General features: G+C 69.4%; 21 protein-coding genes. 12 read left to right on the forward strand and 9 right to left on the reverse strand.

What is annotated here, in order from left to right; translation table 11 throughout:
• Positions 1-37 precede the first annotated feature (37 nt).
• Both AMYBE_RS0113615 and AMYBE_RS0113620 read right to left on the reverse strand, forming a co-directional pair.
• Entirely contained in the window at positions 38-466 is a 429-nt protein-coding gene (locus tag AMYBE_RS0113615; RefSeq protein WP_020659939.1) for an ester cyclase, read from the reverse strand.
• 35 nt (positions 467-501) lie between these two features.
• Positions 502-1,980: a purine-cytosine permease family protein gene (locus tag AMYBE_RS0113620; RefSeq protein ID WP_020659940.1), complete on the reverse strand. Its 1,479-nt coding sequence runs from the start codon at positions 1,978-1,980 to the stop codon at positions 502-504.
• A gap of 320 nt (positions 1,981-2,300) precedes the next feature.
• On the opposite strand from AMYBE_RS0113620, the gene AMYBE_RS0113625 reads away from it, so the two are divergent.
• From AMYBE_RS0113625 to AMYBE_RS0113655, 7 genes are read left to right on the forward strand one after another with little or no spacing between them, the layout of a single operon-like run.
• Positions 2,301-2,921 (forward strand): amino acid synthesis family protein, encoded by a 621-nt coding sequence (locus AMYBE_RS0113625; protein ID WP_027927631.1) that lies wholly within the window; start codon positions 2,301-2,303, stop codon positions 2,919-2,921.
• Positions 2,918-3,469 carry an amino acid synthesis family protein gene (locus AMYBE_RS0113630; protein WP_020659942.1) on the forward strand — a complete coding sequence of 184 codons (552 nt, stop codon included), beginning with the start codon at positions 2,918-2,920 and terminating at the stop codon, positions 3,467-3,469. Before AMYBE_RS0113625 ends, AMYBE_RS0113630 begins: the two co-directional genes overlap by 4 nt.
• 6 nt (positions 3,470-3,475) lie before the next feature.
• Complete coding sequence (locus AMYBE_RS0113635; protein ID WP_020659943.1) at positions 3,476-4,207, forward strand: alpha/beta fold hydrolase; 732 nt, start codon at positions 3,476-3,478, stop codon at positions 4,205-4,207.
• Entirely contained in the window at positions 4,200-5,687 is a 1,488-nt protein-coding gene (locus AMYBE_RS0113640; protein ID WP_020659944.1) for an aldehyde dehydrogenase, read from the forward strand. Before AMYBE_RS0113635 ends, AMYBE_RS0113640 begins: the two co-directional genes overlap by 8 nt.
• Before the next feature lies 1 nt (position 5,688).
• On the forward strand, positions 5,689-5,901 hold the full coding sequence (locus tag AMYBE_RS0113645) for a tautomerase family protein (protein ID WP_020659945.1): 213 nt from the start codon (positions 5,689-5,691) through the stop codon (positions 5,899-5,901).
• A complete protein-coding gene (locus AMYBE_RS0113650) occupies positions 5,898-6,941 on the forward strand; it encodes an LLM class flavin-dependent oxidoreductase (RefSeq protein WP_020659946.1) in 1,044 nt (347 codons plus the stop codon). The genes AMYBE_RS0113645 and AMYBE_RS0113650 overlap by 4 nt, the downstream gene beginning before the upstream one ends.
• Positions 6,942-6,970: 29 nt before the next feature.
• Positions 6,971-8,170: a pyridoxal phosphate-dependent aminotransferase gene (locus tag AMYBE_RS0113655; protein WP_020659947.1), complete on the forward strand. Its 1,200-nt coding sequence runs from the start codon at positions 6,971-6,973 to the stop codon at positions 8,168-8,170.
• A gap of 186 nt (positions 8,171-8,356) precedes the next feature.
• Here AMYBE_RS0113655 and AMYBE_RS0113660 read toward each other — a convergent pair whose 3' ends face one another.
• A complete protein-coding gene (locus AMYBE_RS0113660; protein ID WP_020659948.1) occupies positions 8,357-9,409 on the reverse strand; it encodes an extracellular solute-binding protein in 1,053 nt (350 codons plus the stop codon).
• Positions 9,410-9,666: 257 nt separating this feature from the next.
• Between AMYBE_RS0113660 and AMYBE_RS0113665 the strand changes: the two genes are divergently transcribed.
• From AMYBE_RS0113665 to AMYBE_RS0113685, 5 genes are read left to right on the forward strand one after another with little or no spacing between them, the layout of a single operon-like run.
• Positions 9,667-10,596, forward strand: coding sequence for an ABC transporter permease (locus AMYBE_RS0113665; RefSeq protein WP_020659949.1), 930 nt, complete (start codon positions 9,667-9,669; stop codon positions 10,594-10,596).
• Positions 10,593-11,384: an ABC transporter permease gene (locus AMYBE_RS0113670; RefSeq protein ID WP_020659950.1), complete on the forward strand. Its 792-nt coding sequence runs from the start codon at positions 10,593-10,595 to the stop codon at positions 11,382-11,384. Before AMYBE_RS0113665 ends, AMYBE_RS0113670 begins: the two co-directional genes overlap by 4 nt.
• The gene (locus AMYBE_RS41625; protein ID WP_020659951.1) at positions 11,374-12,492 is read left to right on the forward strand and encodes an ABC transporter ATP-binding protein; all 1,119 of its coding nucleotides are present in this window, start codon (positions 11,374-11,376) and stop codon (positions 12,490-12,492) included. The genes AMYBE_RS0113670 and AMYBE_RS41625 overlap by 11 nt, the downstream gene beginning before the upstream one ends.
• On the forward strand, positions 12,485-13,912 hold the full coding sequence (locus tag AMYBE_RS0113680) for an amidase (protein ID WP_020659952.1): 1,428 nt from the start codon (positions 12,485-12,487) through the stop codon (positions 13,910-13,912). Before AMYBE_RS41625 ends, AMYBE_RS0113680 begins: the two co-directional genes overlap by 8 nt.
• Positions 13,913-13,944: 32 nt before the next feature.
• Entirely contained in the window at positions 13,945-14,886 is a 942-nt protein-coding gene (locus AMYBE_RS0113685) for a TIGR03621 family F420-dependent LLM class oxidoreductase (RefSeq protein ID WP_281172076.1), read from the forward strand.
• A 122-nt stretch (positions 14,887-15,008) separates the two neighbouring features.
• On the opposite strand, the gene AMYBE_RS0113690 is transcribed toward AMYBE_RS0113685, so the two are convergent.
• The 6 genes from AMYBE_RS0113690 to AMYBE_RS43350 all read right to left on the reverse strand — a co-directional run bounded on the left by AMYBE_RS0113690 (position 15,009) and on the right by AMYBE_RS43350 (position 22,703).
• Entirely contained in the window at positions 15,009-15,950 is a 942-nt protein-coding gene (locus AMYBE_RS0113690; protein WP_020659954.1) for a cyclase family protein, read from the reverse strand.
• A gap of 12 nt (positions 15,951-15,962) precedes the next feature.
• Positions 15,963-17,285 carry an MFS transporter gene (locus AMYBE_RS0113695; RefSeq protein ID WP_020659955.1) on the reverse strand — a complete coding sequence of 441 codons (1,323 nt, stop codon included), beginning with the start codon at positions 17,283-17,285 and terminating at the stop codon, positions 15,963-15,965.
• Between the two features lie 96 nt (positions 17,286-17,381).
• Positions 17,382-18,626, reverse strand: coding sequence for an aminotransferase class III-fold pyridoxal phosphate-dependent enzyme (locus AMYBE_RS0113700; protein ID WP_020659956.1), 1,245 nt, complete (start codon positions 18,624-18,626; stop codon positions 17,382-17,384).
• Positions 18,623-19,654, reverse strand: coding sequence for a transketolase family protein (locus tag AMYBE_RS0113705; protein ID WP_020659957.1), 1,032 nt, complete (start codon positions 19,652-19,654; stop codon positions 18,623-18,625). Before AMYBE_RS0113705 ends, AMYBE_RS0113700 begins: the two co-directional genes overlap by 4 nt.
• Positions 19,651-20,529 (reverse strand): transketolase, encoded by an 879-nt coding sequence (locus AMYBE_RS0113710; protein ID WP_020659958.1) that lies wholly within the window; start codon positions 20,527-20,529, stop codon positions 19,651-19,653. Before AMYBE_RS0113710 ends, AMYBE_RS0113705 begins: the two co-directional genes overlap by 4 nt.
• Entirely contained in the window at positions 20,526-22,703 is a 2,178-nt protein-coding gene (locus AMYBE_RS43350; protein WP_020659959.1) for a N,N-dimethylformamidase beta subunit family domain-containing protein, read from the reverse strand. Before AMYBE_RS43350 ends, AMYBE_RS0113710 begins: the two co-directional genes overlap by 4 nt.
• Positions 22,704-22,957: the final 254 nt, after the last annotated feature.

Below are 22,957 nucleotides of genomic sequence, written 5' to 3' on the forward strand. Positions count from 1 at the left end.
GGGCTGTTCCCCGGAGAGACGGTCGAAGTCATGGCGGTCACCGGTCCTGTCCGACCGAGACGATGCCGAGCGCGGTCAGCAATGCCCGCGGGTCCCAGGTGACCGTTTCCTCGACGATGAGGTCATCGCGGAACCGGGCGAAGGTGGCGCCGTTGACCTCGACCGAGCGGTTGGTCGCGGGGACGCCGAGAAACGACTGGGTGTGCGCGCCGCTGCTGTGCCAGCGGACGGCCGCGCGGTCGCCCTCGACGACGATCTCGTCCACGACAGTCGAGAGGTTCGGGAACGCGGCGCGAGTCGAGACGATGGACGCCTTGAACTCGTCGCGGCCGTGCTCGGCGCCGCCGCTTTCGATCCGGCGATAGGCCGGGCTGAGCAAACTGTCGAGAGCGGCCACCTCACCCCGGTCCCATGCTGCTTCCCATGCCTTCTGGATACGGTCGCGCCGAGCGGCGTTGTCGGCCATGCGAGTCTGTCCCTTCTTGCGGTGCGGGCGGGCGATCAGGACGCCCGGGCTTCGCTCTTGATCTCAGCGGAGTCAACGGCTGCGGAGTCTGCGAAAACCGGTTTCGCGCGGTGCCACAACGGGGGCAGCCGGTAGGTCAGGACGAACACGATCGCGGCGACGCCGAACCCGACGAAGTACGAGAGGTCTCCCCATTCGGGATGCGCTTTCGCCATCGGGCCGACGAAGAACGACAGATTCCAGAACAGCGCGGAGACCGCCGCGCCGACCACCCAGGCCACGAAACCCCATTCGAGGATTCGGCGGGAGTCGTACAGCTCGGCGATGCGCGCCCGGTCGCGACGGTGTCCGAGCGCGTAGTCGAGCAGCAGGACCGCGCCGAACGGGGCGATCAGGTACGCGCCGAGGAACAGGAAGGTCTTGAACTTCGCCTCGAAGCCTTCGTCGGCCCAGAGACTGATCGCGTAGGCGACCGCGCAGATGGCGGTGACCGCGGCGCGCCGGCTGATCGGGATCCGCAGTGTCTGCACCGAGATCGCGCCGCCGTAGACGTTCAGGAAGTTCTGCGAGAACGACGAGATCAGGATGACCAGCAGCGCGGGCACGTGGAACGGGCCGGTGAGCCGATCGAGCGCCTCGATGGGGCTCTCGCCGGAAGCGGCCGAGTTGCCCAGCAGGGCGCCGGCGATTCCCAGCCACGACAGCGACAGGAAGTTGCCCGCGAACGTCCAGACCCCGGTGGCGCGGTTGACTCGGTTGCTGTCCGGCAGATAGCGGGAGTAGTCCGAGGCGAACGGCCACCACGCGATCAGGAACGACAGGAAGTAGCCGGCGAAGGTGATCCAGCCGCCGGCGCCGCCGATCCAGCCGGACGCGTGCCGGTTTTCCTGGAAGCTGCCCGTCCAGCCCCGGCCGACCGAGACCACGGTGATCATCACGAACCCGAAGAACAGCACGACCGCGAGGATCCGCTCCAGGTAGTGGATCATGTTGTAGCCGAACACCGCCACCACGAGCTGCAGCACGACCAGGACCAGCGTGCCCAGCCAGTACGGGATCGCCGGGGCGAGCGCCTTCAGCGCCTGTCCGCCGAGGATGACGGTGACCGCGGCCCAGCCGATGCCGGCGAAGACGTTGACATAGGCGACCGGGATGAAGTTCCCGAAGAACCCGAGCGGGCCGCGGGCCTGGATCTGCTGCGCGACGCCGAGGCGCCCGCCCATCCGGGAGAACACCCCCATCAGCACCGCGCCCAGCAGCGAACCGCCGATGATCGCGGTGACCGCGGACGTGAGCGACAGGCCGAACCCGGACGCGACGAACCCGAGCACCATGATCGGGAAGTTCATGCCGGCCGCGAACCAGATGAAGAACTGCGAGACCGGCTTGCCGTGCCGCTCGGAGTCCGGGATGGCGTCCACCCCGTACGGTTCGACCACCGCGATCCGGTCGCGGTAGTGCAGGTCCGGTGCTTCCCCGGCCGGTACCGGGGATGCAGCTTCGTTGCTGGGCATCGGATCACCTTTCGAGTGGGGATCGAGGCGCGGGAGGCGGGGCGGAAGGCCTGGCGTCCGGAGCGGCCGGTATCGCGGCAGGGCCGCCTCCTGGCATGCAAGAGAAGGTAGGCGCGGTCACCCTTGCATGTCAATGGATTGCCGCGACCATCAGCGGCCAGGATGGCCGACCCGGTGCCCGACAGGTCTCCCGTAAAACACTTTGACCTGCGCAGATTAGTATCGCAGAGCGGCCTCGCCGTGCCCCTCGACCTGTCGTTGCCGCCCGCTGAAGACTCGGCCGCTTGACGGCCGACTCGATCCGACTTACGGTCTGTGGCATGCAAGAGGAAGTGAGCATCGACGAGATCGGCCTGCGCAAGGTCGTCGTCTACCGCGAAGAGGTGGTCACCGAGGCCGGTGCCCAGCCCGCGCGGCCGGCCGTGCAGGCGAGCGTCGCCGCGGTGCTGCGCAACCCCTGGCTCGGGACGAGCCCGTCGCGGGACCTCGGGCCCGAAGTCGTGGCGATCGCACCGGTCCTCGCCCGCGTCCTGACCGGGCGCCTGCTCGACACGCTCGGCGGCGTCGACGCCGTCGAGGCGTTCGGGAAGGCCGCGGTGGTCGGCAACGCGGGCGAGATCGAGCACGGCGGCGCGCTGATCCACACCCCGTACTTCGGCAACCTGATGCGCGAATTCCTCGACGGAGAATCGATCATCTGCTTCGCCGACACGCGCGCGGAGGCCGGCACGACGCTGGTGGTTCCGTTGTGGCACAAGACGCACGCCGCGACCCGCAGCCACTACCAGACCGTCACCGCGCGGATCTCCGACGCGCCCCGGCCCGACGAGATCGTCATCGTCGCGGCGGCCTCCACCGGCCCCCGCCCGCATCCCCGCATTGGGGACCGCACCACCGACCCCGCCGTCACCTCGAAGAAACTGGAGAGCGTTCCGTCATGAAGCTGCGCAAGATCGTCACCGTCGTCGAGGAGACCTTGACCGAGGGCGGCCGCCCGGTGGAACCGGCGGCCCGCGTGGCCGTCGTCGCCGCGATCATCGAAAACCCTTGGCACGGACAGGGATTCGTCGCGGACCTGGCACCCGGCATCGAGGCGACCGCGTCCGACGTCGGCGCGCTGCTCGCGCCGCGGGTGATGGAGGCGCTGGGCGGGCCCGCCGAGGCGTACGGCAAGGCCGCCATCGTCGGGCTGGACGGCGAGGTCGAGCATGGCTCGGCGCTCATCCACACGCTCAAGTTCGGCGACCATTTCCGCAAGGCGGCCAACGCGACCACGCTGCTGCCGGCCGTCGAGAAGCGCGCGCCCGCGGGCATCGTCTTCGACATCCCGCTCAAGCACATCACCGACGCCACGACCCGCTCGCACCACCAGACCGTCGAAGTCCGCATCGCCGACGCGCCGCACGCCGGCGAGATCGTCGTGGCCCTCGCCGCCGCTTCGCAGGGACGGCCGCAGCAGCGGCTCGCTCCGCTCGCCACCGAACAGTAACCGTCGATGACCGCGCAGACACTGGTTCTCCTGCACGGGGTGGGCCTCGACCGCACCTTGTGGGAGCCGGTGGCCGAACTGCTCGGCGACCGGTTCCGGATCGTGGCGCCCGACCTGCCCGGGCACGGTTCGCGGCCGCCGGTTCCGGAGGGCACGACGCTGGCCGGTCTCGCGGCGGGGGTCGCCGGGGAAATCCCGCCGGGCTCGCATCTGGCGGGGTTCTCCCTCGGCGCGCTGGTGGCACAGCATCTCGCCGTGCACCGTCCGGATCTTGTCGCGTCGCTGACTTCGATCAGCTCGGTCTGCCGCCGCACCGATGCCGAGCGGGCGGCCGTGCTGCGGCGCTTGGCAACCGCGGAGGCAGACCCGCGGGCGAGCACAGCCGCGTCCCTGCACCGGTGGTTCGACGGGACCGACGTCCCGGCTGACCGGATCCGCGCGACCGAGGCGACGCTGGAAGCCAACGATCCGGACAGCTTCGTCCGCTGCTACCGGGTCTTCGCCACCGGCGACGCCGAGATCGGCCCGCAGCTGGGACAGATCCGCGCTCCGGCGCTCGCCGTGACCGGCGAACTGGACCCCGGCTCCACGCCGGAGATGACCCGGCGGCTGGCCGACGCCATCCCGGACTGCACGGCGGAGGTGATCGCGGGCGCCCGGCACCTGCTTCCCGTCCAAACCCCCCGCGAACTCGTCACCTGCTTGACCGCATTCATCGGAAGGTGCTCCCATGTCTGAACCGCGACGGCTCCACCACTTCATCGGCGGCAAGCCGACGCCGCCGGATTCGGGCGACTACTTCCCGAGCGTCAACCCGGCCACCGGCGACGTCCTGTACGAGGCGGCGCGCGGCAACCACCGCGACATCGCCGCCGCTGTAGAAGCGGCGCGCAAGGCGTTCGACGACTCGCAGTGGCAGGCGCTGAGCCAGACCCGGCGCGGGCACCTGCTGCGCCGCCTCGGCGACCTCATTGCCCAGAACGCCGAAGAACTCGCTCGCTCGGAGAGCCTGGACAACGGGAAACTGCTGCGCGAAATGCGCGGCCAGCTCGCCACGCTTCCCGAGTATTACTACTATTACGCCGGCCTCGCCGACAAGATCCAGGGCGATGTGATCCCGACGTCCGACCGACGGGTGCTGAACTACACGATCCGGGAGCCGCTCGGCGTCGTCGGCGCCATCACGCCCTGGAACTCCCCGCTGACCCTGACCAGCAGCAAACTCGCGCCTGCCTTGTGCACGGGAAACACGGTCGTGGTCAAGCCGTCCGAGCACACCTCCGCGACGGTGCTGCGGCTCGCCGAGCTCGCCCTCGAAGCGGGCTTCCCGCCCGGAGCGGTCAATGTCGTCACCGGATTCGGGAGCGAGGCCGGGCAGCCGCTGGTGGATCACCCCGGGCTGGCGAAGATCTCGTTCACCGGCAGCACCGCGACCGGTTCGCGGATCGCCTCCGCGGCCGCGGGCCGGTTCATCGGCTCGACGCTGGAACTGGGCGGGAAATCGCCCAACATCGTCTTCGCCGACGCGGATGTCGCGAACGCGGCGACTGGCGTGGTCGCGGGGATCTTCGCGGCCGCGGGTCAGACCTGCATCGCGGGCAGCCGCGTGTTCGCACAGCGCGCCGTGTACGACGAGCTGCTCGAGCGCGTCAGCGAACGCGCCCGCAGCATCCGCATCGGCGACCCGCTCGCCGAGGACACCGAACTGGGGCCGCTGGCGTTCGCGGACCAGCGCGACAAGGTCGCGTCCTATGTGGACCTTGCCCGCAGCGAGGGGGCCCGGGTGCTGACCGGCGGAACGGCCACCGACGGCGGCCTCGGCGGCTGCTTCTACGAACCCACTGTGCTCGTCGACGTCCACAACGGAATGCGGGCCGTGCGGGAGGAGATCTTCGGTCCGGTCGCGGCGATCATGCCGTTCGACACCGAGGACGAGGTCGTGGAACTCGCGAACGACACCGACTACGGGCTCGCCGCGGGTGTGTGGACGACGAACCTGGCGCGTGCGCACCGGATGGCGGCCCGTCTGGACGCGGGCACGGTGTGGGTGAACACCTACCGCGCCATGTCGCCGATGTCGCCCCGCCAGGGCTTCAAGTCCAGCGGTGCCGGCGTGGAGCACGGCACCGAAACCATCAAGGACTACACCCGGCTCAAGAGCGTCTGGATCAACACCGACGAAGGCCCGGTGCCCGACCCGTTCGTGATGCGGAGCTGACATGCCCAACGTCGAAATCAGCCTCGCCGAAGGCCGGACCGAACAGCAGATCCGCGACCTGATCTCGGCCGTGCACGAGGCGGTCCTCGCCACCGCGGGCACCCGGCCCGAGCACATCCGCGTCCTCGTGCGCGAGGTGCCCCAAACCCATTGGGCCACCGGAAACCTGACCATCGCCGAAATGAAAACCGGCCGGCCGAAGGAGTTTCAATGAGGTTCTCCCTCTTCGTCCACATGGAACGGTGGGACGAGCAGACCACCCACCGCGAGCAGTTCGAAAACCTCGCCGAGCTGGCGCTGATGGCCGAAGCCGGCGGGTTCGCCACCGTGTGGGTCGGCGAACACCACGCGATGGAGTACACCATCGCGCCCAGCCCGATGCCGGTCCTGGCCTACCTGGCCGCGAAGACCAGCACCATCCGGCTGGGCGCGGGCACCATCATCGCCCCGTTCTGGAACCCGATCCGCGCCGCGGGCGAAACCGCGCTCCTGGACGTGATCAGCAACGGGCGGATGGAGGTCGGCATCGCCCGCGGCGCCTACCAGATCGAATTCGACCGCCTCGCACCCGGCCTCAAGGCCACCGACGGCGGCAAGCACCTGCGCGAACTGGTGCCCGCGGTCCGCGCGCTCTGGCAGGGCGACTACGCCCACGACGGCGAGATCTGGCAGTTTCCGACCTCGACCAGTGTTCCCAAGCCGGTCCAGCAGCCGACCCCGCCGATGTGGGTCGCCGCGCGCGACCCGGCGTCGCACGATTTCGCGGTCGAGCAGGGCTGCAATGTCATGGTCACCCCGCTGATGAAGGGCGACGAGGAGGTCGCCGACCTCAAGCGGAAGTTCGACACGGCTGTCGCCAATCACCCCCAGGTCGACCAGCCGGAGATCATGGTGCTGCGCCACACCTACGTGCACTCCCCCGACGATCCCGAGGGCTGGCGGCCCGCCGCCGCGGCGATCTCGCGGTTCTACCGCACCTTCGACGCCTGGTTCGGCAACAAGACCGCGCCGGTCAACGGATTCCTCGAACCGAGCCCGGAGGCCAAGTTCGCCGACCGGCCGGAGTTCGAACTGGACTCGCTGCACCGGACCGCCATGATCGGCACCCCGGAGGAGATCGCGGCCCGGCTCAAGGAGTACGAGGCGATGGGCATCGACGAGTTCAGCTACTGGACCGACAACAGCATGACCCACGAAGAGAAGAAGGAATCGCTGGCCCGTTTCATCTCCGACGTCGTCCCGCTGTTCTCCTGAACATATCGAAGGAGCGTTCTGTGCCCGCAATGCCCAGCGTGTCGGACCAGGTCCGCGCGATCAGCGAGTCCGCCACGCTGGCCGTGGACGCGAAGGCGCGCGAACTGGCCAAGCTCGGTCGCCCGGTCATCGGATTCGGCGCTGGGCAACCGGACTTCCCCACGCCCGAGCACATCGTCGAGGCAGCGGCGAAGGCGTGCCGGGACCGGGGCAACCACGGCTATACCGCGGTTGCCGGGCTGCCTGATCTTCGCGAAGCCTTGGGCGAAAAGACACTCCGCGACTCGGGCTACTCTGTCGCCCCCGATCAGGTCCTGGTCACCAACGGCGGCAAGCAGGCGGTGTACACCGCGTTCGCGACGCTCGTGAACCCCGGCGACGAGGTGCTGCTGCCCACTCCGTACTGGACCTCCTACCCGGAAGCGATCCGGCTCGCCGGCGGGATCCCGGTCGAGGTCGTGGCGGACGAGTCGACCGGCTACCGCGTGGATCCGGCGGCGCTGGAGGCGGCCTGCGGCCCGCGCACGAAGGTGCTGGCGTTCTGTTCGCCCAACAACCCGACCGGCGCGGTGTATTCGCCCGGGGAGGTGGCGGAAATCGGGCGCTGGGCGGCAGCCAAGGGATTGTGGGTGGTCACCGACGAGATCTACGAGCATCTGCTCTACGACGGCGCCGAGGCCGTTTCGCTGCCGGTCGCTGTGCCCGAACTCGCCGAGCGCACCCTGGTGCTCAACGGAGTCGCGAAGACCTACGCCATGACCGGATGGCGAGTCGGCTGGCTCATCGGGCCGCGACGAGTGGTCGCGGCGGCTACGAAGCTGCAGTCACACCTGTGCGGCAACGTGTCCAACGTGGCGCAGCGCGCCGCCCTCGCCGCCGTGTCCGGTCCGCTGGACTGCGTGCACCACATGCGCGCCACCTTCAACCGCCGCCGCGACCTTCTCCTCGATGCGATCACGGCGATCCCGGGCGTCGAGTGCCCAGTCCCCCGCGGTGCCTTCTACGTGTATCCCTCGGTGAAGGCGCTGCTGGGCCGGGAGATCGGCGGGACAGTCCCGAAGTCGAGCGCGGAACTGGCGGAGCTGATCCTCGACCGCGCAGACGTCGCGGTCGTGCCCGGCGAAGCCTTCGGAACTGACGGCTATCTGCGGATGTCCTACGCCGCCGACGAAACCTCGATCGCCGAGGGCGCGCGGCGGATGAGCGACTTCCTCGGCCAGGCCGGCTGACCGACTGGCCTTGAGTCTCGCACGGCTTCGCCGGTCCGGAGCCGGCCTGGAGGACTGGGCGCAGGTTTTCGGCTGTGCTGGCCAGGATTCGCCGACACCGCGCCCGGGGTCACCGCCCGCCGGGCGGAGGCTCCGCGCGCGGTGACTGCCCGAGTCGACGTCTTTCGTCGCTGCCAGCGACGAACGTCAGCCGTTGACCCACTTCGTCCATCGCGCGGTGGCGTCGTCCAAGTTCTTGGACCACCACTCGTTGTCGCGCACGACGACGGTGCCGTTCGCCTTCGTGTTGTCGGCGACGAAGGCATCGACCGCGGGGTCGGTGGACTTGGGGACCTGCGAGTTCGCCGGACCGTAGGGCAGCCGGTCGACGATCGCCTGCTGGTTCTTCTTCCCGATGAGCGCGTTGATCAACGCGTACGCCTGTTCCTGGTGCGGCGAGCCCTTCACGATCGTGAGCACGTCGTAGTACTTCAGAGGCTGGTCGTACACCGCGGCGAGGTGTGCTCCGCTCCGGACGGCGTCGTAGGCGCGACCCGGCCAGGAAAGCATCATGTCGACCTCTCCCGACTGCAGGGCCTGCGTCTGCTGTGCCCCGGTATCGAAAAAGCGGACGTTGTTGCGGATCTTGCCCAGGGTGGCGAATGCCTTGCCGTAGTCCAGCGGGTAGAGCTTGTCCGCCGGAACGCCCGAGCCCAGCAGGGCGGTCTCCATGCCCGCGTCCTTGGCGTAGTTCATGATCCCGCGAGTGCCGGGGAATTTGGCCGGGTCGTAGAAGTCGGCCCAGCTCTTCGGCGGGTTCGCGCCGTACTTGTCCTTGTTGTAGACGAGGACGAAGTAGGAGTTCAGCACCGGGATGCCGCACTCGGACATCTGCGACTTGTCGAGCCCGCTGGTGTCGACCTTGTGATAGTCGATCTTCTCGAACAGCGTGCCGCACTTGCCGATCGCCCGGTACGGCGAGCTGTAGAAGACATCCCAGGTCGGTTTCCCGCCCTGCACCATCGCGATCAGCTTCGCCTCGTTGTTCGGCGACTCCTCCGAGACGGTGATGCCCTTCGCGGCCAGATCCGCGTACGCGTTCTGCTTGAACACCGAGGCAAGCGCGCCACCGGTATTCGCGAAGACGACACTGCCGGTCCCGCTCGCGGAGTTGGCCGACTGCCCGAAGCAACCGGTGGCCGTCAGCGCCACCAGGCCGGCCAAAGTCACCGCTGTCCCGAGTCGTCTGTTGAGGCGCATCAGAACTACCTCCTTCTCCACTGCGATCGTCGTAGATTTCATAATGTGAAATGTGAGTCGTAGTGAGAAAAGCATGAATGGACGACGGTCCCTCGTCAAGCCCTCGGCAGACCTATTCCGGCCCGGTTTCTTATCGGTAAAAGCTGCTGAGCTCAGTTGACATCGCCCGCCCCGTCCGGCACTGTCTCGTTTCACTTCATGAAATACGTCTCGTCTTCTGAGATCGCGTCGCCCGGCCGACAGAAGGAGCTTCGACCATGACAGCGACGTCCCTGCCGAACCCGGTCCTGAGCCCCGGCCGCGGCGGAGTTTCCCCGCCTGGCCGCCGAAAGCGCCGATCGCTCCGCCAGCTCGGCGCCCTCTTGGTTCTGCCGGCCTTGGCCGTCGTGCTCGTCTTCTTCGTGGTGCCCGCACTGCGCCTGCTGTGGCTGTCGGTGACCGCGCCGACCCCGGGCTTCGGGAATTACACCGCCATCGTCACCGACGACGTCGCCGCGACGATCGTCCTGCGCACGCTCGGCATGGCCGTCATCGTGACGGTCGTCTGCCTGTGCTGCGCCTACCCCTACGCCTACCTGATGACGATCGCGACCCGGCGCTGGCGCGGAGTCCTGCTAGCCATCGTGCTCGTGCCGTTCTGGACCTCGCTGATGGCGCGGACCTTCGCGTGGGTCGTGCTGCTGCAAGACAATGGCGTCGTGAACTCGGTGCTGGGCGCACTCGGGATCGGCCGCCTGCACCTGCTGGGCTCCAGCGCCGGCGTCACCCTGGCGATGGCTCAGGTAATGCTGCCGTTCATGGTCCTGCCCGTCTACACGACCATGCGCGGGATCGACCGCCGTCTAGTCGACGCGGCGCTCTCCCTCGGCGCTCGCCCCGCCACCGCGTTCCTGAAGGTCTACCTGCCGTTGTCCCTGCCCGGTGTCGCCGCAGGCGCCACCTTGGTCATGGTGCTGTCGCTCGGCTTCTACGTAACGCCGTCGCTGGTGGGTTCCCCGAAGCAGTCGATGCTCGCGCAGTTCATCTCGGTCCAGATCAACCAGCTGGCGAACTTCGGCGGCGCGGGCGCACTCGCGGTCGCGCTGCTCGTGCTCACCCTGGCTCTCGTCGGCGGGGTCCAATTCGCCACCCGCTCGAAAGGCCCGAACAGCACGGGCTCCAGCATGACGGGGGGTGCTGCGCTGTGAAAACCGGCCGCGGGCTGCGCACCTTCCTGACCGCGATCGGCGTGCTTGTCGCCGCGTGGCTGGTGGTGCCCACCCTGATCGTCGTTCCGATCAGCTTCTCCGGCGCGGACAGCTTCGAGTTCCCGCCGCGCTCGTGGAGCCTCCAGCACTACGAGAAGTTCTTCAGCGACCCGAGCTGGCTCTCCGCGTTGCTCACCTCTCTGCAGCTCGCGGTGATCGTCACCCTCGTGGCGACGGCGCTCGGCACCTGCGCGTCCTTCGCTCTCGCCGGCCGGAAGTTCCGCGGCAAGGGCGCGATCAACGGGCTGTTCATGGCTCCCCTCATCGTTCCCGGCATCGTAGTGGCGGTCCTGATGTACGCCGCCTTCCTGGACTGGGGACTGATCGGCACCCCGGCGGGATTCGTCGCCGCGCACACCGTGCTGGCACTGCCGTTCGTGACCGTCAACGTGACCGCGGCGCTCGCCGGTTTCGACCGGGTCCTCGAGCGAGCTTCGGCCAGCCTCGGCGCGTCACCGTGGACGACCTTCTGGTCGGTGACGTTCCCCTTGATCCGCCCGGGCGTTCTCGCGGGCGCCTTGTTCGCCTTCGTGACCTCGTTCGACGAGGTCGTCGTATCCCTGTTCATCCAGTCCCCGACCCTGCAGACCCTGCCGGTCCGGATGTTCACCTCGGTCACCAACGAGGTCGACCCGACCATCGCGGCGGCGTCGACCATCGTGCTCGTGGTGTCCACGGCACTGCTGGGACTCGCATCCGTGACGAGGAGGAACCGCCATGCTTCCTGAGCAGACCATCGGCGCCCGCATCCAGACCCGCGGCCTGACCAAGGTCTTTCGCGGCACGTCCCGCCCCGCCGTCGACGGCGTCGACCTCGCCGTCGAAGCCGGCGAGTTCATGACGCTGCTCGGCCCGAGCGGTTCGGGCAAGACGACCACGTTGAACATGATCGCCGGCTTCGAGGACGTGACCTCCGGCCAGATCCTGCTCGACGACTCCGACATCGCGCCGATCGCGCCCTACCGCCGCAACCTCGGGATGGTGTTCCAGAACTACGCGCTGTTCCCGCACCTGACCACCGCCGAGAACGTCGCTTTCCCGCTCAAGCGCCGCAAGGTGGGCAAGAAAGAGATCGCGCGCCGGGTCGCCGACGCGCTGGACCTGGTTCACCTCGGCGAGCACGGCGCCCGGCTGCCGTCCCAGTTGTCCGGCGGGCAGCAGCAACGCGTCGCGCTGGCCCGCGCCGTGGTCTTCCAGCCGCGTGCGTTGCTTCTCGACGAACCGCTCGGGGCGCTGGACAAGAAGCTGCGGGAGTCGCTGCAGCTGGAGATCGCCCGGCTGCACAAGGAACTCGGGATCACGTTCGTGTTCGTCACGCACGATCAGGAAGAAGCCCTCGCCCTTTCCGACCGCATCGCCCTGTTCCGCGACGGCCGGATCGAGCAGGTAGGCACCCCGGCGGACCTCTACGACGCGCCCGCGTCCCGGTTCGTCGCCACCTTCCTCGGCGACTCGAACGTCTTCTCCGGCCGGCTCCGGGACGGGCTGCTCGACACCGGCTGGTGCCGGCTCCGTACGGAGAGCCGCATCGAATCCGACGCGGTGACACTGGTCGTGCGCCCCGAGCGGCTCTCCATCGGCGTTCCCGCCGAGCACGGCGGGAACGCATTGTCCGCGAGCGTCACCGACGTCGTCTACCAAGGTGCTTTCCGCCGGATCTTCGTCGAGTTCGACGGCGGCACGCGGGGTCAGGTCCGCGACAACGGCGCCGCCGGAACGGTGACTGCCGGCCAGCGCGTCGACGTGCACTGGCCGATCGAGGCAGGGGTGGTCGTACCCGACTTCGCCGACAACAGTCCGCACAGCCGACCGGCCGTGGAGGCAGCCCATGGGTAGCCCGGTCCATCCCGACATCTGCGACGTGCCCGCCACGGAGCTGGCCCGCAGGCTCCACGGCGGCGAGATCTCCGCGCGTGAAGTCGTCACGGCCCACCTCGAGCGGATCGAACAGGCCAACCCCCGGATCAACGCCATCGTCACCCTCACTGCGGAGAAGGCCCTGGCCGAGGCGGCTGAAGCGGACCAGCGGTTCGTCCGCCGCGAGCTGCTCGGTCCGCTGCACGGCATCCCGGTCGCGCACAAAGACACCCACGACACCGCGGGCGTGCGGACGACCAGCGGTCATCCGCTGCTGGCGGACAACATCCCCGACCGCGATCACCTCAGCATCGAGCGGATGCGCGCGGCCGGCGCGATCACGCTCGGCAAGACGAACGTGCCCGAGTTCGGAGCCGGTTCCCACACGTTCAACCGGATGTTCGGCGCCACTCGCAACCCCTACGACCGGACCCGGTCGGCGGGCGGAAGCAGCGGCGGAGCGGCAGCAGCGCTCGCCGCGGGGATGCAGCCGCTCGCCGACGGCAGCGACATGGGCGGCTCGATTCGCAACCCGGCGTCGTTCTGCAATGTCGTGGGCCTGCGCCCTTCTCCCGGACGCGTACCGGTCGTGCCGGACCGGGCGCTCTGGGAAACGACCGTGGTGCAGGGCCCGATGGCCCGGACAGTCGCGGATGTGGCGTTGCTGTTGTCCGTCATGGCCGGTCCCGACTCGCGCTCTCCCCTCTCGATCTGCGAGGACCCCTGCCGTTTCGCCCAGCCGTCGACGGTCGACCCGCGCTCGCTGCGCGTGGCGTGGTCGCCTGACCTGGGCGGCGCGGTGCCGGTGGAACCGTCCGTGCGGGCGGTGGTGGAATCGGCGGCCCAGGTCTTTCGCGACCTCGGCAGCACCGTGGTCCGCGACTGCCCCGACTTCGCCGGCGCCGACGAGGTCTTCCGGACCCGCCGAGGCTGGCGGTTCGCGATGTCGTTCGCCGCCAGCCTCGATGAGCATCCCGGCGAGTTCAAGCAGACGCTGGCCGACAACATCCGATACGGCCGGCGGCTCACCGGCACCGACCTCGCCCGGGCGGAACAACTGCAGGCCGCGCTGTTTCACCGGGTGGGGCAATTCTTCGCCGGGTACGACGTGCTCCTGCTGCCGGTCAGCCAGGTGCCTCCTTTTCCGGTCGAACTCGAATACCCGGACGAGGTCGACGGCACGCCAATGCGGGACTACCTGGACTGGATGAGCTCGGCGTCCGCCGTTTCGGTCACTGGCTGCCCGGCGCTGGCCGTTCCGGCCGGATTCACCTCGGACGGGCTGCCCGTAGGCGTGCAGCTGCTCGGAAAGTTCCGGGACGAACTGACGGTACTGCGGGCCGGGCGCGCCTTCGAAGAGGCGACCCGGCACGGCGAACGACGCCCGCCGCACAGCTGAAGCTACTTCTCGAACAGGAATCCTTGGTCATCGTGAATACGCCGGCACCGGCCCCCTTCCGTTTCGGCATCGAAATGCTCGGTCCTTTCCCGGGGATGACGTGGGCCGACTCCGTTCGCGAACTGGAAGCGACCGGATATTCGACAGTTTTCGTTCCCGATCATTTCGACGAAGGCTACGGCCCGGTCGCCGCGATGGCCGCCGCGGCGACCGCGACCACTTCGCTGGTCGTGGCGTCCGCCGTGCTCGCGGCGGATTTCCGGCACCCCGCGGTGCTGGCTCGCGAGCTGTCGACGATCGACGCGCTGTCCGGCGGGCGGCTGGAAGTCGGCTTGGGGGCCGGATACCAGGTGAACGACTACCGGGTATCCGGCGTGCCGATGGCCGAACCAGGCGTGCGGGTGGACCGGCTCTTCGAGCAGGTGCGGATACTCCGAGGTCTCTTCCAAGCCGGCGACCGGCCGTTCAGCTTCGAGGGCGAGCACTACGCGATCGACGACCTCGTCCTGCTGCCCCGGCCGCACCGCCCGGCCGGACCGCCGATCCTCATCGCCGGCGGCGGAAAGCGCATGCTCCGTTTCGCGGCGAAGCACGCGGACATCATCGGGATCAACCCACGCCTGCCGACCAGCACTCGACGCGACCCGCGCGACGGGCTGGCCGAACTGGTCGACGAGAAGCTCGGATGGATCCGCGAGAGCGCCGGGGATCGCATCGCCGACCTCGTATTCCACTGCTGGGTGCGCTACGCCCTGGTCACCGACGACGGCACCACCGCGGCGGCCGAGCTGGCCCGGGCCCTCGGCATCGAGGCCAAGGCGGTCCGCGAGTCGCCGTTCGTGCTGATCGGCAGCGTCAGCGAAATCGTCGAGCGCCTGCACCAGCGCCGTGAGCGCTGGGGCTACTCCTACTTCACTGTGCAACAAGAGCGCGCCCGGGAGTTCGCCCCCGTCCTCGCGGCCCTGGCGGCATGAGGAATCCCGCGGACGGCAGCCATCCGATCGGCCGTCCGCGGGTTCGCCCGCCCTTCGGCGGCCACCCGGACGGACCCGGCCGGCTGCCCGGATCCGTCCGGCCTCCCGCCGAAGGGCGAGGCCTAGACCAGTGCCAACGCGTTTGGCGGGCTGCCGATCCCGCCTCGCTTGTGCAACGGTGCGCTGGTGAACAGACCAGTGCAGCGGCCGTTCTCGTGGCAGTACTCCGCCAGGCGGTCCAGGCAGAACATCTCCCCGACCGCCATGCCCAGCAGCGCGATGAGCCGGAAGTGCAGGAATCCTTCGAGGTGCAGGTTGTCGAACGGCAGCGCCTCGAGTGCCGGCACATCCGCCGCGACCGCACTGATCCCGTTGTCCCACAACCATTCCAGGATCGCTTCCGTACGCGCGAGGCCCGGACTGCCGTGCGATTCGGTGTCGATCGCCAGCCGCCGCCGTTGCGGCATGGAGAGGTTCTCGTACCACTCGGTCCATCCGAACCGGATCAGCAGGATGTCGCCGCGGCGCAGATCCACGCCGTGCTGTTCGCGGACGGCTTCCAGATCCGCCGCGTCGAAGGGCACCGACGCGCCCGGGTCGATCGGGATGCCTTGCTCGGCGCGATACCTGGCCGCGTCCAGCAGCACGAAGCGGCCGGCGATCCCCCGCTCCGCCCACACCTGGATGCCCAGGTTGTCGCTGGCTTCGCCCACCTTTCGCCGGCCGTTGTAGAACCCGTGCTCCGGATGGGCGATGTGGGACAGCGCGTCCCACTGGCTGGATGCCTGCGGGTAGAAACCGTCGTAGCGGTCGTCATTGCCGCCGTTGTCCGCCTGGATGACCGTGTGCGTCATCGACTGCCGGCCGAACAGCGGCGGATCAGGCAGGCCGAGATCCCAGTCGAGCGGGAACACCCGGCCGTCCCGCACCAGCCGGGCGGCGTCGACCACGTGCGCCGGCTCGAGCCGGTTGACGGTCCCCGCTTCGTCCTCCGCGCCGAACACACCCCAGCTGGAACCGGGCGGCGTCCGGACAGAGAGCTCTTGGTAGGTCGGTTCGTGCATGAGTGACTCCGTTCAGTGCACCGCGCCCAGCGCCGGGGCCTGCTGCACCCGGACTTCCTTCGCCGCCAGCACCGGCGCGAGCGCCACCAGCATGATCACGCCGCCCACCACCATCGTCGTGGTCAGCTGGGCATGCCCGGCGACGCTCTGGTCGAACCAGGACCCGCTCTGGTTCACCAAGAACACGCCTGCCGCGACCTGCAGGCAGGACGTGATCCCGGACAGTCCGCCGGTGAACCTCGGCCCGGCGATCTCGGCCCAGTAGGCGTTCATGGTGCCGAAGTAGATCAGGTTCGCCACCATCACCGCGCCGCCGAGCAGCAGCGCCCACGGCACCCAGCCCATCGGGACGAGCGCGGCGATCAGGAAGGCGATCCCGCCCAGGAGGAACCCGGTGGCGATGAGCAGCCGCGCCCGGCCCTGGAACACCCGCAGCAGAAGGTGGCCGTTGACGAACGAGAAAAGCAACGGAATCAGGGTGATGGCCGGCAGCACGACCGCGACGACGTCCGGGTCGACCTTGTCGAGGTTGATCAGGCCGTAGGACAGCCAGTTCAGCGACAACCAGATGGGACTGATCAGCAGGCCCGACAGGCCGAACAGCAGGACGCTGCGATTGCGCAGCAAGCCGAGCATGTCGCGGAAGCCGACCGTCGCGGCCTGGCTCGTGGCCGGCTCGTCGGTGCCCTCGATGAGCGCGACCTCGGCGGCGTTGATGCCGCGCATCCGCCGGGGCTGGTCGGTGATCCGGAACAGCAGGATCAGCGGCGGCACCGTGAAGACGGCGACGACGACGAACGCGAGCTGCCACGAAAGGTGGTTCGCGATCGGCAGGGCGATCAGCGGCGTGACGATCGAGGAGATGCCGGCGCACGCGCCGGTGTTCAACGAGGTCACTTTCGTCCGCTCGTGCGCCGGGAACCAGGTGGCCAGCAAGCGGAACGAGGGCGCCAGCAGCAGGCCGAACACGAAACCGAACGCGAGGTTCCGCCACCACATCTCGGTGTAGGTCTGCACGAAGACCATGCTCACCGACAGGATCGTCACGCCGAACCCGCAGATCAGCAGCAGGATCTTCGAGCCGAACCGGTCGGCGAGGACGCCGGCGATCGCCAGCATCGGCGCGTACCCGAGCAGGTAGGCCGAGAGCACGCTGGAAATCTGGACCGGCGTCAGGTGCAGAGTGCCGGACCAGAACGGCGCGAGCTGCGAGACCTTGGCCTCGTCGAGCCAGATGCCGAAGTTCAGTGCCGCGATGACGGCGAAGACGAACCAGCGCCGGCGGGACGGCGCGACGAGCGCGGAGGCGGTTTTGCCTGGAGCTTGGTAGGTCACGGGGATCTCCTGGTCGACACGGGCATTCGATACTGCTGTGTCCCCCCTGCTCGCGGTGCGGCCGCGACGGTCGGCGGCCGCACCGCGAGTGCTTGGTCACCGCCTGGCGCGGCGGATGTCCTCGAACGCCTCGTCTGTGCGCTCGAGGATGGTGTCGATGTCGGCATCGGTGTGAGCCGCCGACAGGAACCAGTTGTGCCACGGGTGCAGGTACACCCCGCGCCGGACGGCAGCCTCGGCCCAGGCGGTGCCCAGGCTGAGGTCGTCGTCGCCGTCGAAGTAGAGAACGGGCATCTGCACGGGACCGGATTGACGGACCGAGTACCCGTGGGCCGCGGCCTGGGCAGCCAGGCCCTCCCGGAGCCGCGTGCCCGTGCGGAGCATGTCAGGGATCGCCTGGCCCTTGCGCAGCTCCCGCAGGGTGGCGAGGCCGGCGGCGAGCGGCACGGCCGCGTACCAGAACGACCCGGTGACGTAGATCGTCTTCGCGCCGTCGCGCAGCGAGTCGATGCCGGTGACGGCGCCGAGCGCCTGTCCGTTGGCCAGCGCCTTCGACCAGGCGGTCAGGTCGGGGCGGACGCCGAGGGGTTCCCAGCTGCCGCGCAGATCGAGACGGTGCCCGCAGCGCACGTCGTCCAGGATCAGGGCGGCGCCGGTGCGGTCGGCGATGGCGCGCAGCCCGCGGGCGAAGGCGGGGTCGACGAGCTCCTGGTCGCGCTTGATGTCGTGGCGCATCGGGCAGACGACGACGGCGGCGAGGTCGTCGCCCGCTTCGGCCGCGGCGCGCTCGGCGGATGCGAGGTCGTTGTACTCGTAGTGGATCAGGTGGGCTTGGTCCTCTTTGGTCACCCCCTCGCCGCGCAGCGAGCACCAGGGCGCCGCGCCGTGGTAGGCGCCGTTGGCGACCAGGAGCTTCCGCTTGCCGGTAGCCGCGCGGGCGGTCGTGACGCAGATGGTGGTGGCGTCGGTGCCGTTCTTGCAGAACATCGCCCAGTCCGCCGACGGGACGGTGTCCACGAGCAGCTCGGCGTAATCGACCGCGACCGGGCTGGTTCCGTCGAGGCAGTCGCCGCGCTCGAGCTGCTCGACGATCGCCGCGGTGACGCCGGGGTGCCGGTACCCGAGCACGACCGGGCCCCACCCGCACATGAGGTCCAGGTACTCGCGGCCGTCGGCGTCGGTGAGCCGGACGCCCTCGCCCGAGACCATGAACTGCGGGTGCACGGCGCTGAAGGCCGAGACGTTCATGTGTCCGTACATGCCGCCGGGGATGACCCGGCGGGCGCGGTCTCGGAGGGCGGTTTCCTGCTGGCCGAGGGCCAGAGCCGGTGCGGTGGTCATGCGGGGTTCCCCTTCAGCAGTTCCTGGGCGACCGCGGCGATGCCGGGCGCGTCGAGCCGGTAGTGGGCGTAGAGCGCTGCGGGCGGCCCGACCGGCACGTGCTCGTCCGGCACGCCGTGGCGGCGCAGCGGGACTCGCAGGCCGTCGTCGGCGAGGACCTCGGCGACCGCGCTGCCGAGGCCGCCGGTGACGTTGGCCTCCTCGACCGTGAGGATCGCGCCGGTCTCGGCGGCGGCGACGCGCACCGCCTCGCGGTCGAGCGGCGAGATCGTCCACATGTCGACGACCCGTGCCGAGATGCCTTGCGCCGCAAGCAACGCGGCCGCGTCCAGAGCGGGCCGGGTTTCGGATCCGGTGGCGATGATCGTCAGGTCGGATCCGTCGCGCAGGGTGTGGGCCTGGCCGAGCACGAGGTCCGGCACAGTGGCGTAGACCTCCGGGTCCCGGCCGCGGCCCAGCCGCAGGTACATCGCGCCGGCGTGGCCGACCGACAGCCGCAGCAGCGCGCGCAGGTGGTTCGCGTCGGTGGCGGACACGACGGCGAGGCCGGCGATCGACCGCATCATCGCGATGTCTTCGAGGCTGTGGTGGCTGGTGCCGTAGAAGCCCATCGACATGCCGGAGTGATGCCCGACGATCCGCACCGGCAGATTCGGGTACGCGCAGTCCGTGCGAATCTGCTCGGCGCACAGCAGGGACGCGAACGAACCGAACGTCGCCGCGAACGGCAGGTACCCGCAAGCGGCGAGGCCGGCCGAGACCGTGACCATGTTCTTCTCGGCGATACCGGCGTTGAAGAACCGGCCGGGGTGCCGGGCCGCGAAGTCCAGCGCCCGGTTGGACCGGCCGAGGTCGGCGGTGAGCACGACGATCCGCGGGTCGGTCTCGGCGAGGTCGGCGAGCTCCTCGCCGAAGACGAACGCCGGGATCGCCCGGGTGTCGGAGCCGTCGGCCGAGCGCTTGTCCTTGAACCCGACGCTGGCGGTGCCGTTGAAGATTTCGGACTGGTCCTGCGCTTGCGTGGTCACTGGCGCTCCTCGGGGTGCAGCTCGGCCATGACGTCGTCGTAGTCGGCGCCGACGAGGTTGCCGACGTGCCAGTCCGGGCTGAGCTCCATCCGCTTGACGCCCTTGCCCTTGATCGTGTCGGCGATGATCGCCTGCGGACGGCGCTGTCCCGGCTCGGGCAGCGCGGCGAACACGTCCAGCAGCGCGGACAGGTCGTGGCCGTCGACGCGGTGGGTCTGCCAGCCGAAGGCGGCGAACCGCTCCTCGATGGGCTCGGCCGCCATGATGTCGCGGACGAACCCGTCGATCCCGAGCTGGTTCGCGTCGACGATGGCCACGAGGTTGCCGAGGCCGTAGTGACTCGCGGACATCGCGGCCTCCCACACCTGCCCCTCGGCGAGCTCGCCGTCGCCGAGCATGCAGTAGGTGCGATAGTCCGAAGAGGACAGCCGCCCGGCCAGCGCCATGCCGACCGAAATGGACAGTCCGTGGCCGAGGGAGCCGGAGGAGAAGTCGACGCCGGGGATCCGCTTCATGTCCGGGTGGTCGCCGAACGCGCTGCCGAGACGCGTGTAGGTGGCGAGTTCGGCCGGGTCGAAATAGCCGAGGTCGGCGAGCACCGGGTAGAGGCCGATGGCGGCGTGGCCCTTGCTGAGCACGAACCGGTCGCGCTCGGCCCAGTCCGGGCGGGACGGGTCGAGGCGGAGCTGGTGGTAGTAGAGGACGCTGAACAGCTCGGCGCAGGAGAACACCGCGCTGTAGTGGCCGGCGCCGGCGATGCGGGTGAGCCGGACGGTTTCGGTGCGCACGAACCGCGCGCGGTCGGCGAGCCGTTCGAGCTGCTCGGTGGGGGCAGCCTGCAGAGGCACTGTGCGGTCTCCGATCGTGGTGTTCACGCGCCGGGGCCCAGGATGGGGCCGGCGCTGTCGCGGAAGCGGTCCAGGACGTTCGCGGTGACGCGGGAGGTGTCGTTGTCGCCGCCGTTGTGGGTCATCGCGGTGGACCAGGCGATCGAGCCGACGGAGAAGACGGCGCCGCCGCCTTCCCGTCCGAAGAGGACGATGTCGGCCCGGACCTTCGGATGGACGCCGGACGGCGGCGGGGCGTAGCCGTGGTCGATCTCTTCGGGTACCAGGACGATCTTCTCCGAGTGGCCCTCCGAGGACGCGAGCACGACCGCCTCGGGCGGCGTGCCGAGCGTGCGGTCGGCCCGGTCGAGCTCGTCGCCGGCGGCACCGCCGAGTCCAGGCCCCTCGTCGCCGAAAGGCTCGCCTGCGCCTGCCTTGACGCCGTCGAACACCCACGACACGGCCGGGTCGGTGCTCGCTTCCGAGCGCCGGTAGCCGCTGGCCCGGTCGTGTCCTTGTGCGGTGAAGCCGACCCCGGCGAGAACGTTCGGTGCCCGGCCCCGCATCCGCCACAGCCCGCCGCGCTCCCCGGTCGCGGACAGGTGCTCCTCCCCCGGGTCGGACACCCAGGTGGCGACGCCCGCGTGGCCGCGACGGATCTCGACCGAGTCCGGATGGCCGGGGTGGCGCGCGGTGATCTGGTAGAAGCCGTTGCCGCCCAAGTACATCAGCCGGCCGCCGGTGCGGGTGTACGCGAGGTAGGAATCGAGCATCCCGGCGGAGCAGTACTCGGGGTGGGATCCGGTCAGCACCACCCGGTACCGGCCGAGCAGCGCGGCGCCCTCGCGTTCGACCTCGTCGTCGGTCACGACGGCGTAGTCCTCGCCGCGATCGTCCAGCCAGGCCAGCAGCTGCAGATCCTGTGCGAAGTGCCGGAACCCTCGGGTGGAGGGCGTGAAATAGTCGGGCCGGAGATTGACGATCGGCCGCCGCCAGGTCGAGTGGAACACACCGCTGCCGTCGGTGTGGACGTCGTAAAGCGAGCGCCCGAACTCGGGATGGCCGGCCAGCCACCGGTCACGCTGGTCGGGCTCGCGCCGTTCGCCGTAGATGCCGACGCGCACCTCTTCGTACTCCGCGTAGGTGCGCCAATTCGCGTACGCGAGGTAGGTCCACGTCGGCAGCACGACGAGGACGGGAGCCCGGTGCTCGGCCGGCGTGACCACGAACGGAATGCGGTCGATGTCGTCGCCGGCGGCGACCTTGAGGGCGTAGACGCCGGTCGGCAGCGAAGCCGGGACGGTCCACGTCAGGTCCGGTTCCCACCCGGCGTCGGCGAGATCGTCTTCATGCAGGTGCAGGGCGTCGAACTCGGCCGGTGCGTTGCGGAAGTCCGCTTCCGCGCCGGTCCAGAAGGGACCGGGCACGCCACGGCCGGGCAGGTGCCGGACCTCCGCACCGGAGGTGAGCTCGCCGAGGTCGGGGACCCAGGCGCCCGCGGGGTCCGCGCCGAGGTCGAGCACGCTGGTCGCCGCGCTGAGCAGTCGGAGCGGGTCGGCGCCGGCCGCGAGTGCCACCGTCGTGCTTTCCGGCCACGCGGTCGCGGCCACCACTGGCCGGGCCACCTTGCCGTTGAACGTGCGCCCGAGGCCGCCGGCGCGCTTGCCGTCGCTGCCCAGCAGGAGCACCGGGGCGTCGAGATGTACCGGTCCGGTCTGCACGGTGGCCGCCCGGATTTCCCGCCCCGGCCGGTGCAGAGCCAGCCGCGCCGTACCGATGCGGTCGACGGTCGCGCTCACGAACGCCCAGACGCGCTCTTCGACCGCAACGGTCAATTCGACGATGACGTGGCTGCCGCGGCGCAACCGCAGCCCGCTGCCGGACACTTCCAGGACGACGTCGCCCAGGGCGGCCAGCGGCCGGTGATCGTCGCCCGGCAGAGTCGGCTGGAACCACAACGCCAAGCCGAGCTCGTCCAGGGATCGGCCGACCGCAGCCGCGACGTACGAGCCCGACGTGGTCGCCTGCGGGCGGCCGGTCAGCAAGTCCGGCAGATCCGCGGCCACTGTCTCCTCGGCCAGCCGGGACTGGTGGCGAGGGGAACCGGGACGACGCAGGCGGACGATCTCCGGGCGGACCTCGCCGTGCTCCGAGCTCAGATGGAAGGTCACGTCTTCACCGGCACGGACGGACAGCCGGTCGGCGTATCCGACGAGCTTCACAGGGAATCACCGTCCAATTTCATATTATGAAACGCAAGTCGCGATGAGGAAAGCATGAACGGACACCGACTTCCGCGTCAAGACCCGCTGCCACGAGTCGCTCGCTTCCATGCTTAATCAGCACCGGCGAGCCGATTGACATTCACCCCTCGGTGGGGCAAGGTCTAATTTCACTAGGTGAAACGCATATCATTCTCCGACACGAAGGTCAGTCGGCATCGACCGATCGGAAGGGTTCTCGAGCATGGTTGTGC

The sequence above is a fragment of the Amycolatopsis benzoatilytica AK 16/65 genome (assembly GCF_000383915.1).
In the GTDB taxonomy this organism is placed as follows: Bacteria; Actinomycetota; Actinomycetes; order Mycobacteriales; family Pseudonocardiaceae; genus Amycolatopsis; species Amycolatopsis benzoatilytica.

What these genes read in the sequence shown, in the direction of transcription:
- AMYBE_RS0113615 (WP_020659939.1), bottom strand. Translation starts at nt 466, where the DNA reads ATGGCCGACAACGCCGCTCGGCGCGACCGTATCCAGAAGGCATGGGAA.
- AMYBE_RS0113620 (WP_020659940.1), bottom strand. Translation starts at nt 1,980, where the DNA reads ATGCCCAGCAACGAAGCTGCATCCCCGGTACCGGCCGGGGAAGCACCG.
- AMYBE_RS0113625 (WP_027927631.1), top strand. Translation starts at nt 2,301, where the DNA reads ATGCAAGAGGAAGTGAGCATCGACGAGATCGGCCTGCGCAAGGTCGTC.
- AMYBE_RS0113630 (WP_020659942.1), top strand. Translation starts at nt 2,918, where the DNA reads ATGAAGCTGCGCAAGATCGTCACCGTCGTCGAGGAGACCTTGACCGAG.
- AMYBE_RS0113635 (WP_020659943.1), top strand. Translation starts at nt 3,476, where the DNA reads ATGACCGCGCAGACACTGGTTCTCCTGCACGGGGTGGGCCTCGACCGC.
- AMYBE_RS0113640 (WP_020659944.1), top strand. Translation starts at nt 4,200, where the DNA reads ATGTCTGAACCGCGACGGCTCCACCACTTCATCGGCGGCAAGCCGACG.
- AMYBE_RS0113645 (WP_020659945.1), top strand. Translation starts at nt 5,689, where the DNA reads ATGCCCAACGTCGAAATCAGCCTCGCCGAAGGCCGGACCGAACAGCAG.
- AMYBE_RS0113650 (WP_020659946.1), top strand. Translation starts at nt 5,898, where the DNA reads ATGAGGTTCTCCCTCTTCGTCCACATGGAACGGTGGGACGAGCAGACC.
- AMYBE_RS0113655 (WP_020659947.1), top strand. Translation starts at nt 6,971, where the DNA reads ATGCCCAGCGTGTCGGACCAGGTCCGCGCGATCAGCGAGTCCGCCACG.
- AMYBE_RS0113660 (WP_020659948.1), bottom strand. Translation starts at nt 9,409, where the DNA reads ATGCGCCTCAACAGACGACTCGGGACAGCGGTGACTTTGGCCGGCCTG.
- AMYBE_RS0113665 (WP_020659949.1), top strand. Translation starts at nt 9,667, where the DNA reads ATGACAGCGACGTCCCTGCCGAACCCGGTCCTGAGCCCCGGCCGCGGC.
- AMYBE_RS41625 (WP_020659951.1), top strand. Translation starts at nt 11,374, where the DNA reads ATGCTTCCTGAGCAGACCATCGGCGCCCGCATCCAGACCCGCGGCCTG.
- AMYBE_RS0113680 (WP_020659952.1), top strand. Translation starts at nt 12,485, where the DNA reads ATGGGTAGCCCGGTCCATCCCGACATCTGCGACGTGCCCGCCACGGAG.
- AMYBE_RS0113690 (WP_020659954.1), bottom strand. Translation starts at nt 15,950, where the DNA reads ATGCACGAACCGACCTACCAAGAGCTCTCTGTCCGGACGCCGCCCGGT.
- AMYBE_RS0113700 (WP_020659956.1), bottom strand. Translation starts at nt 18,626, where the DNA reads ATGACCACCGCACCGGCTCTGGCCCTCGGCCAGCAGGAAACCGCCCTC.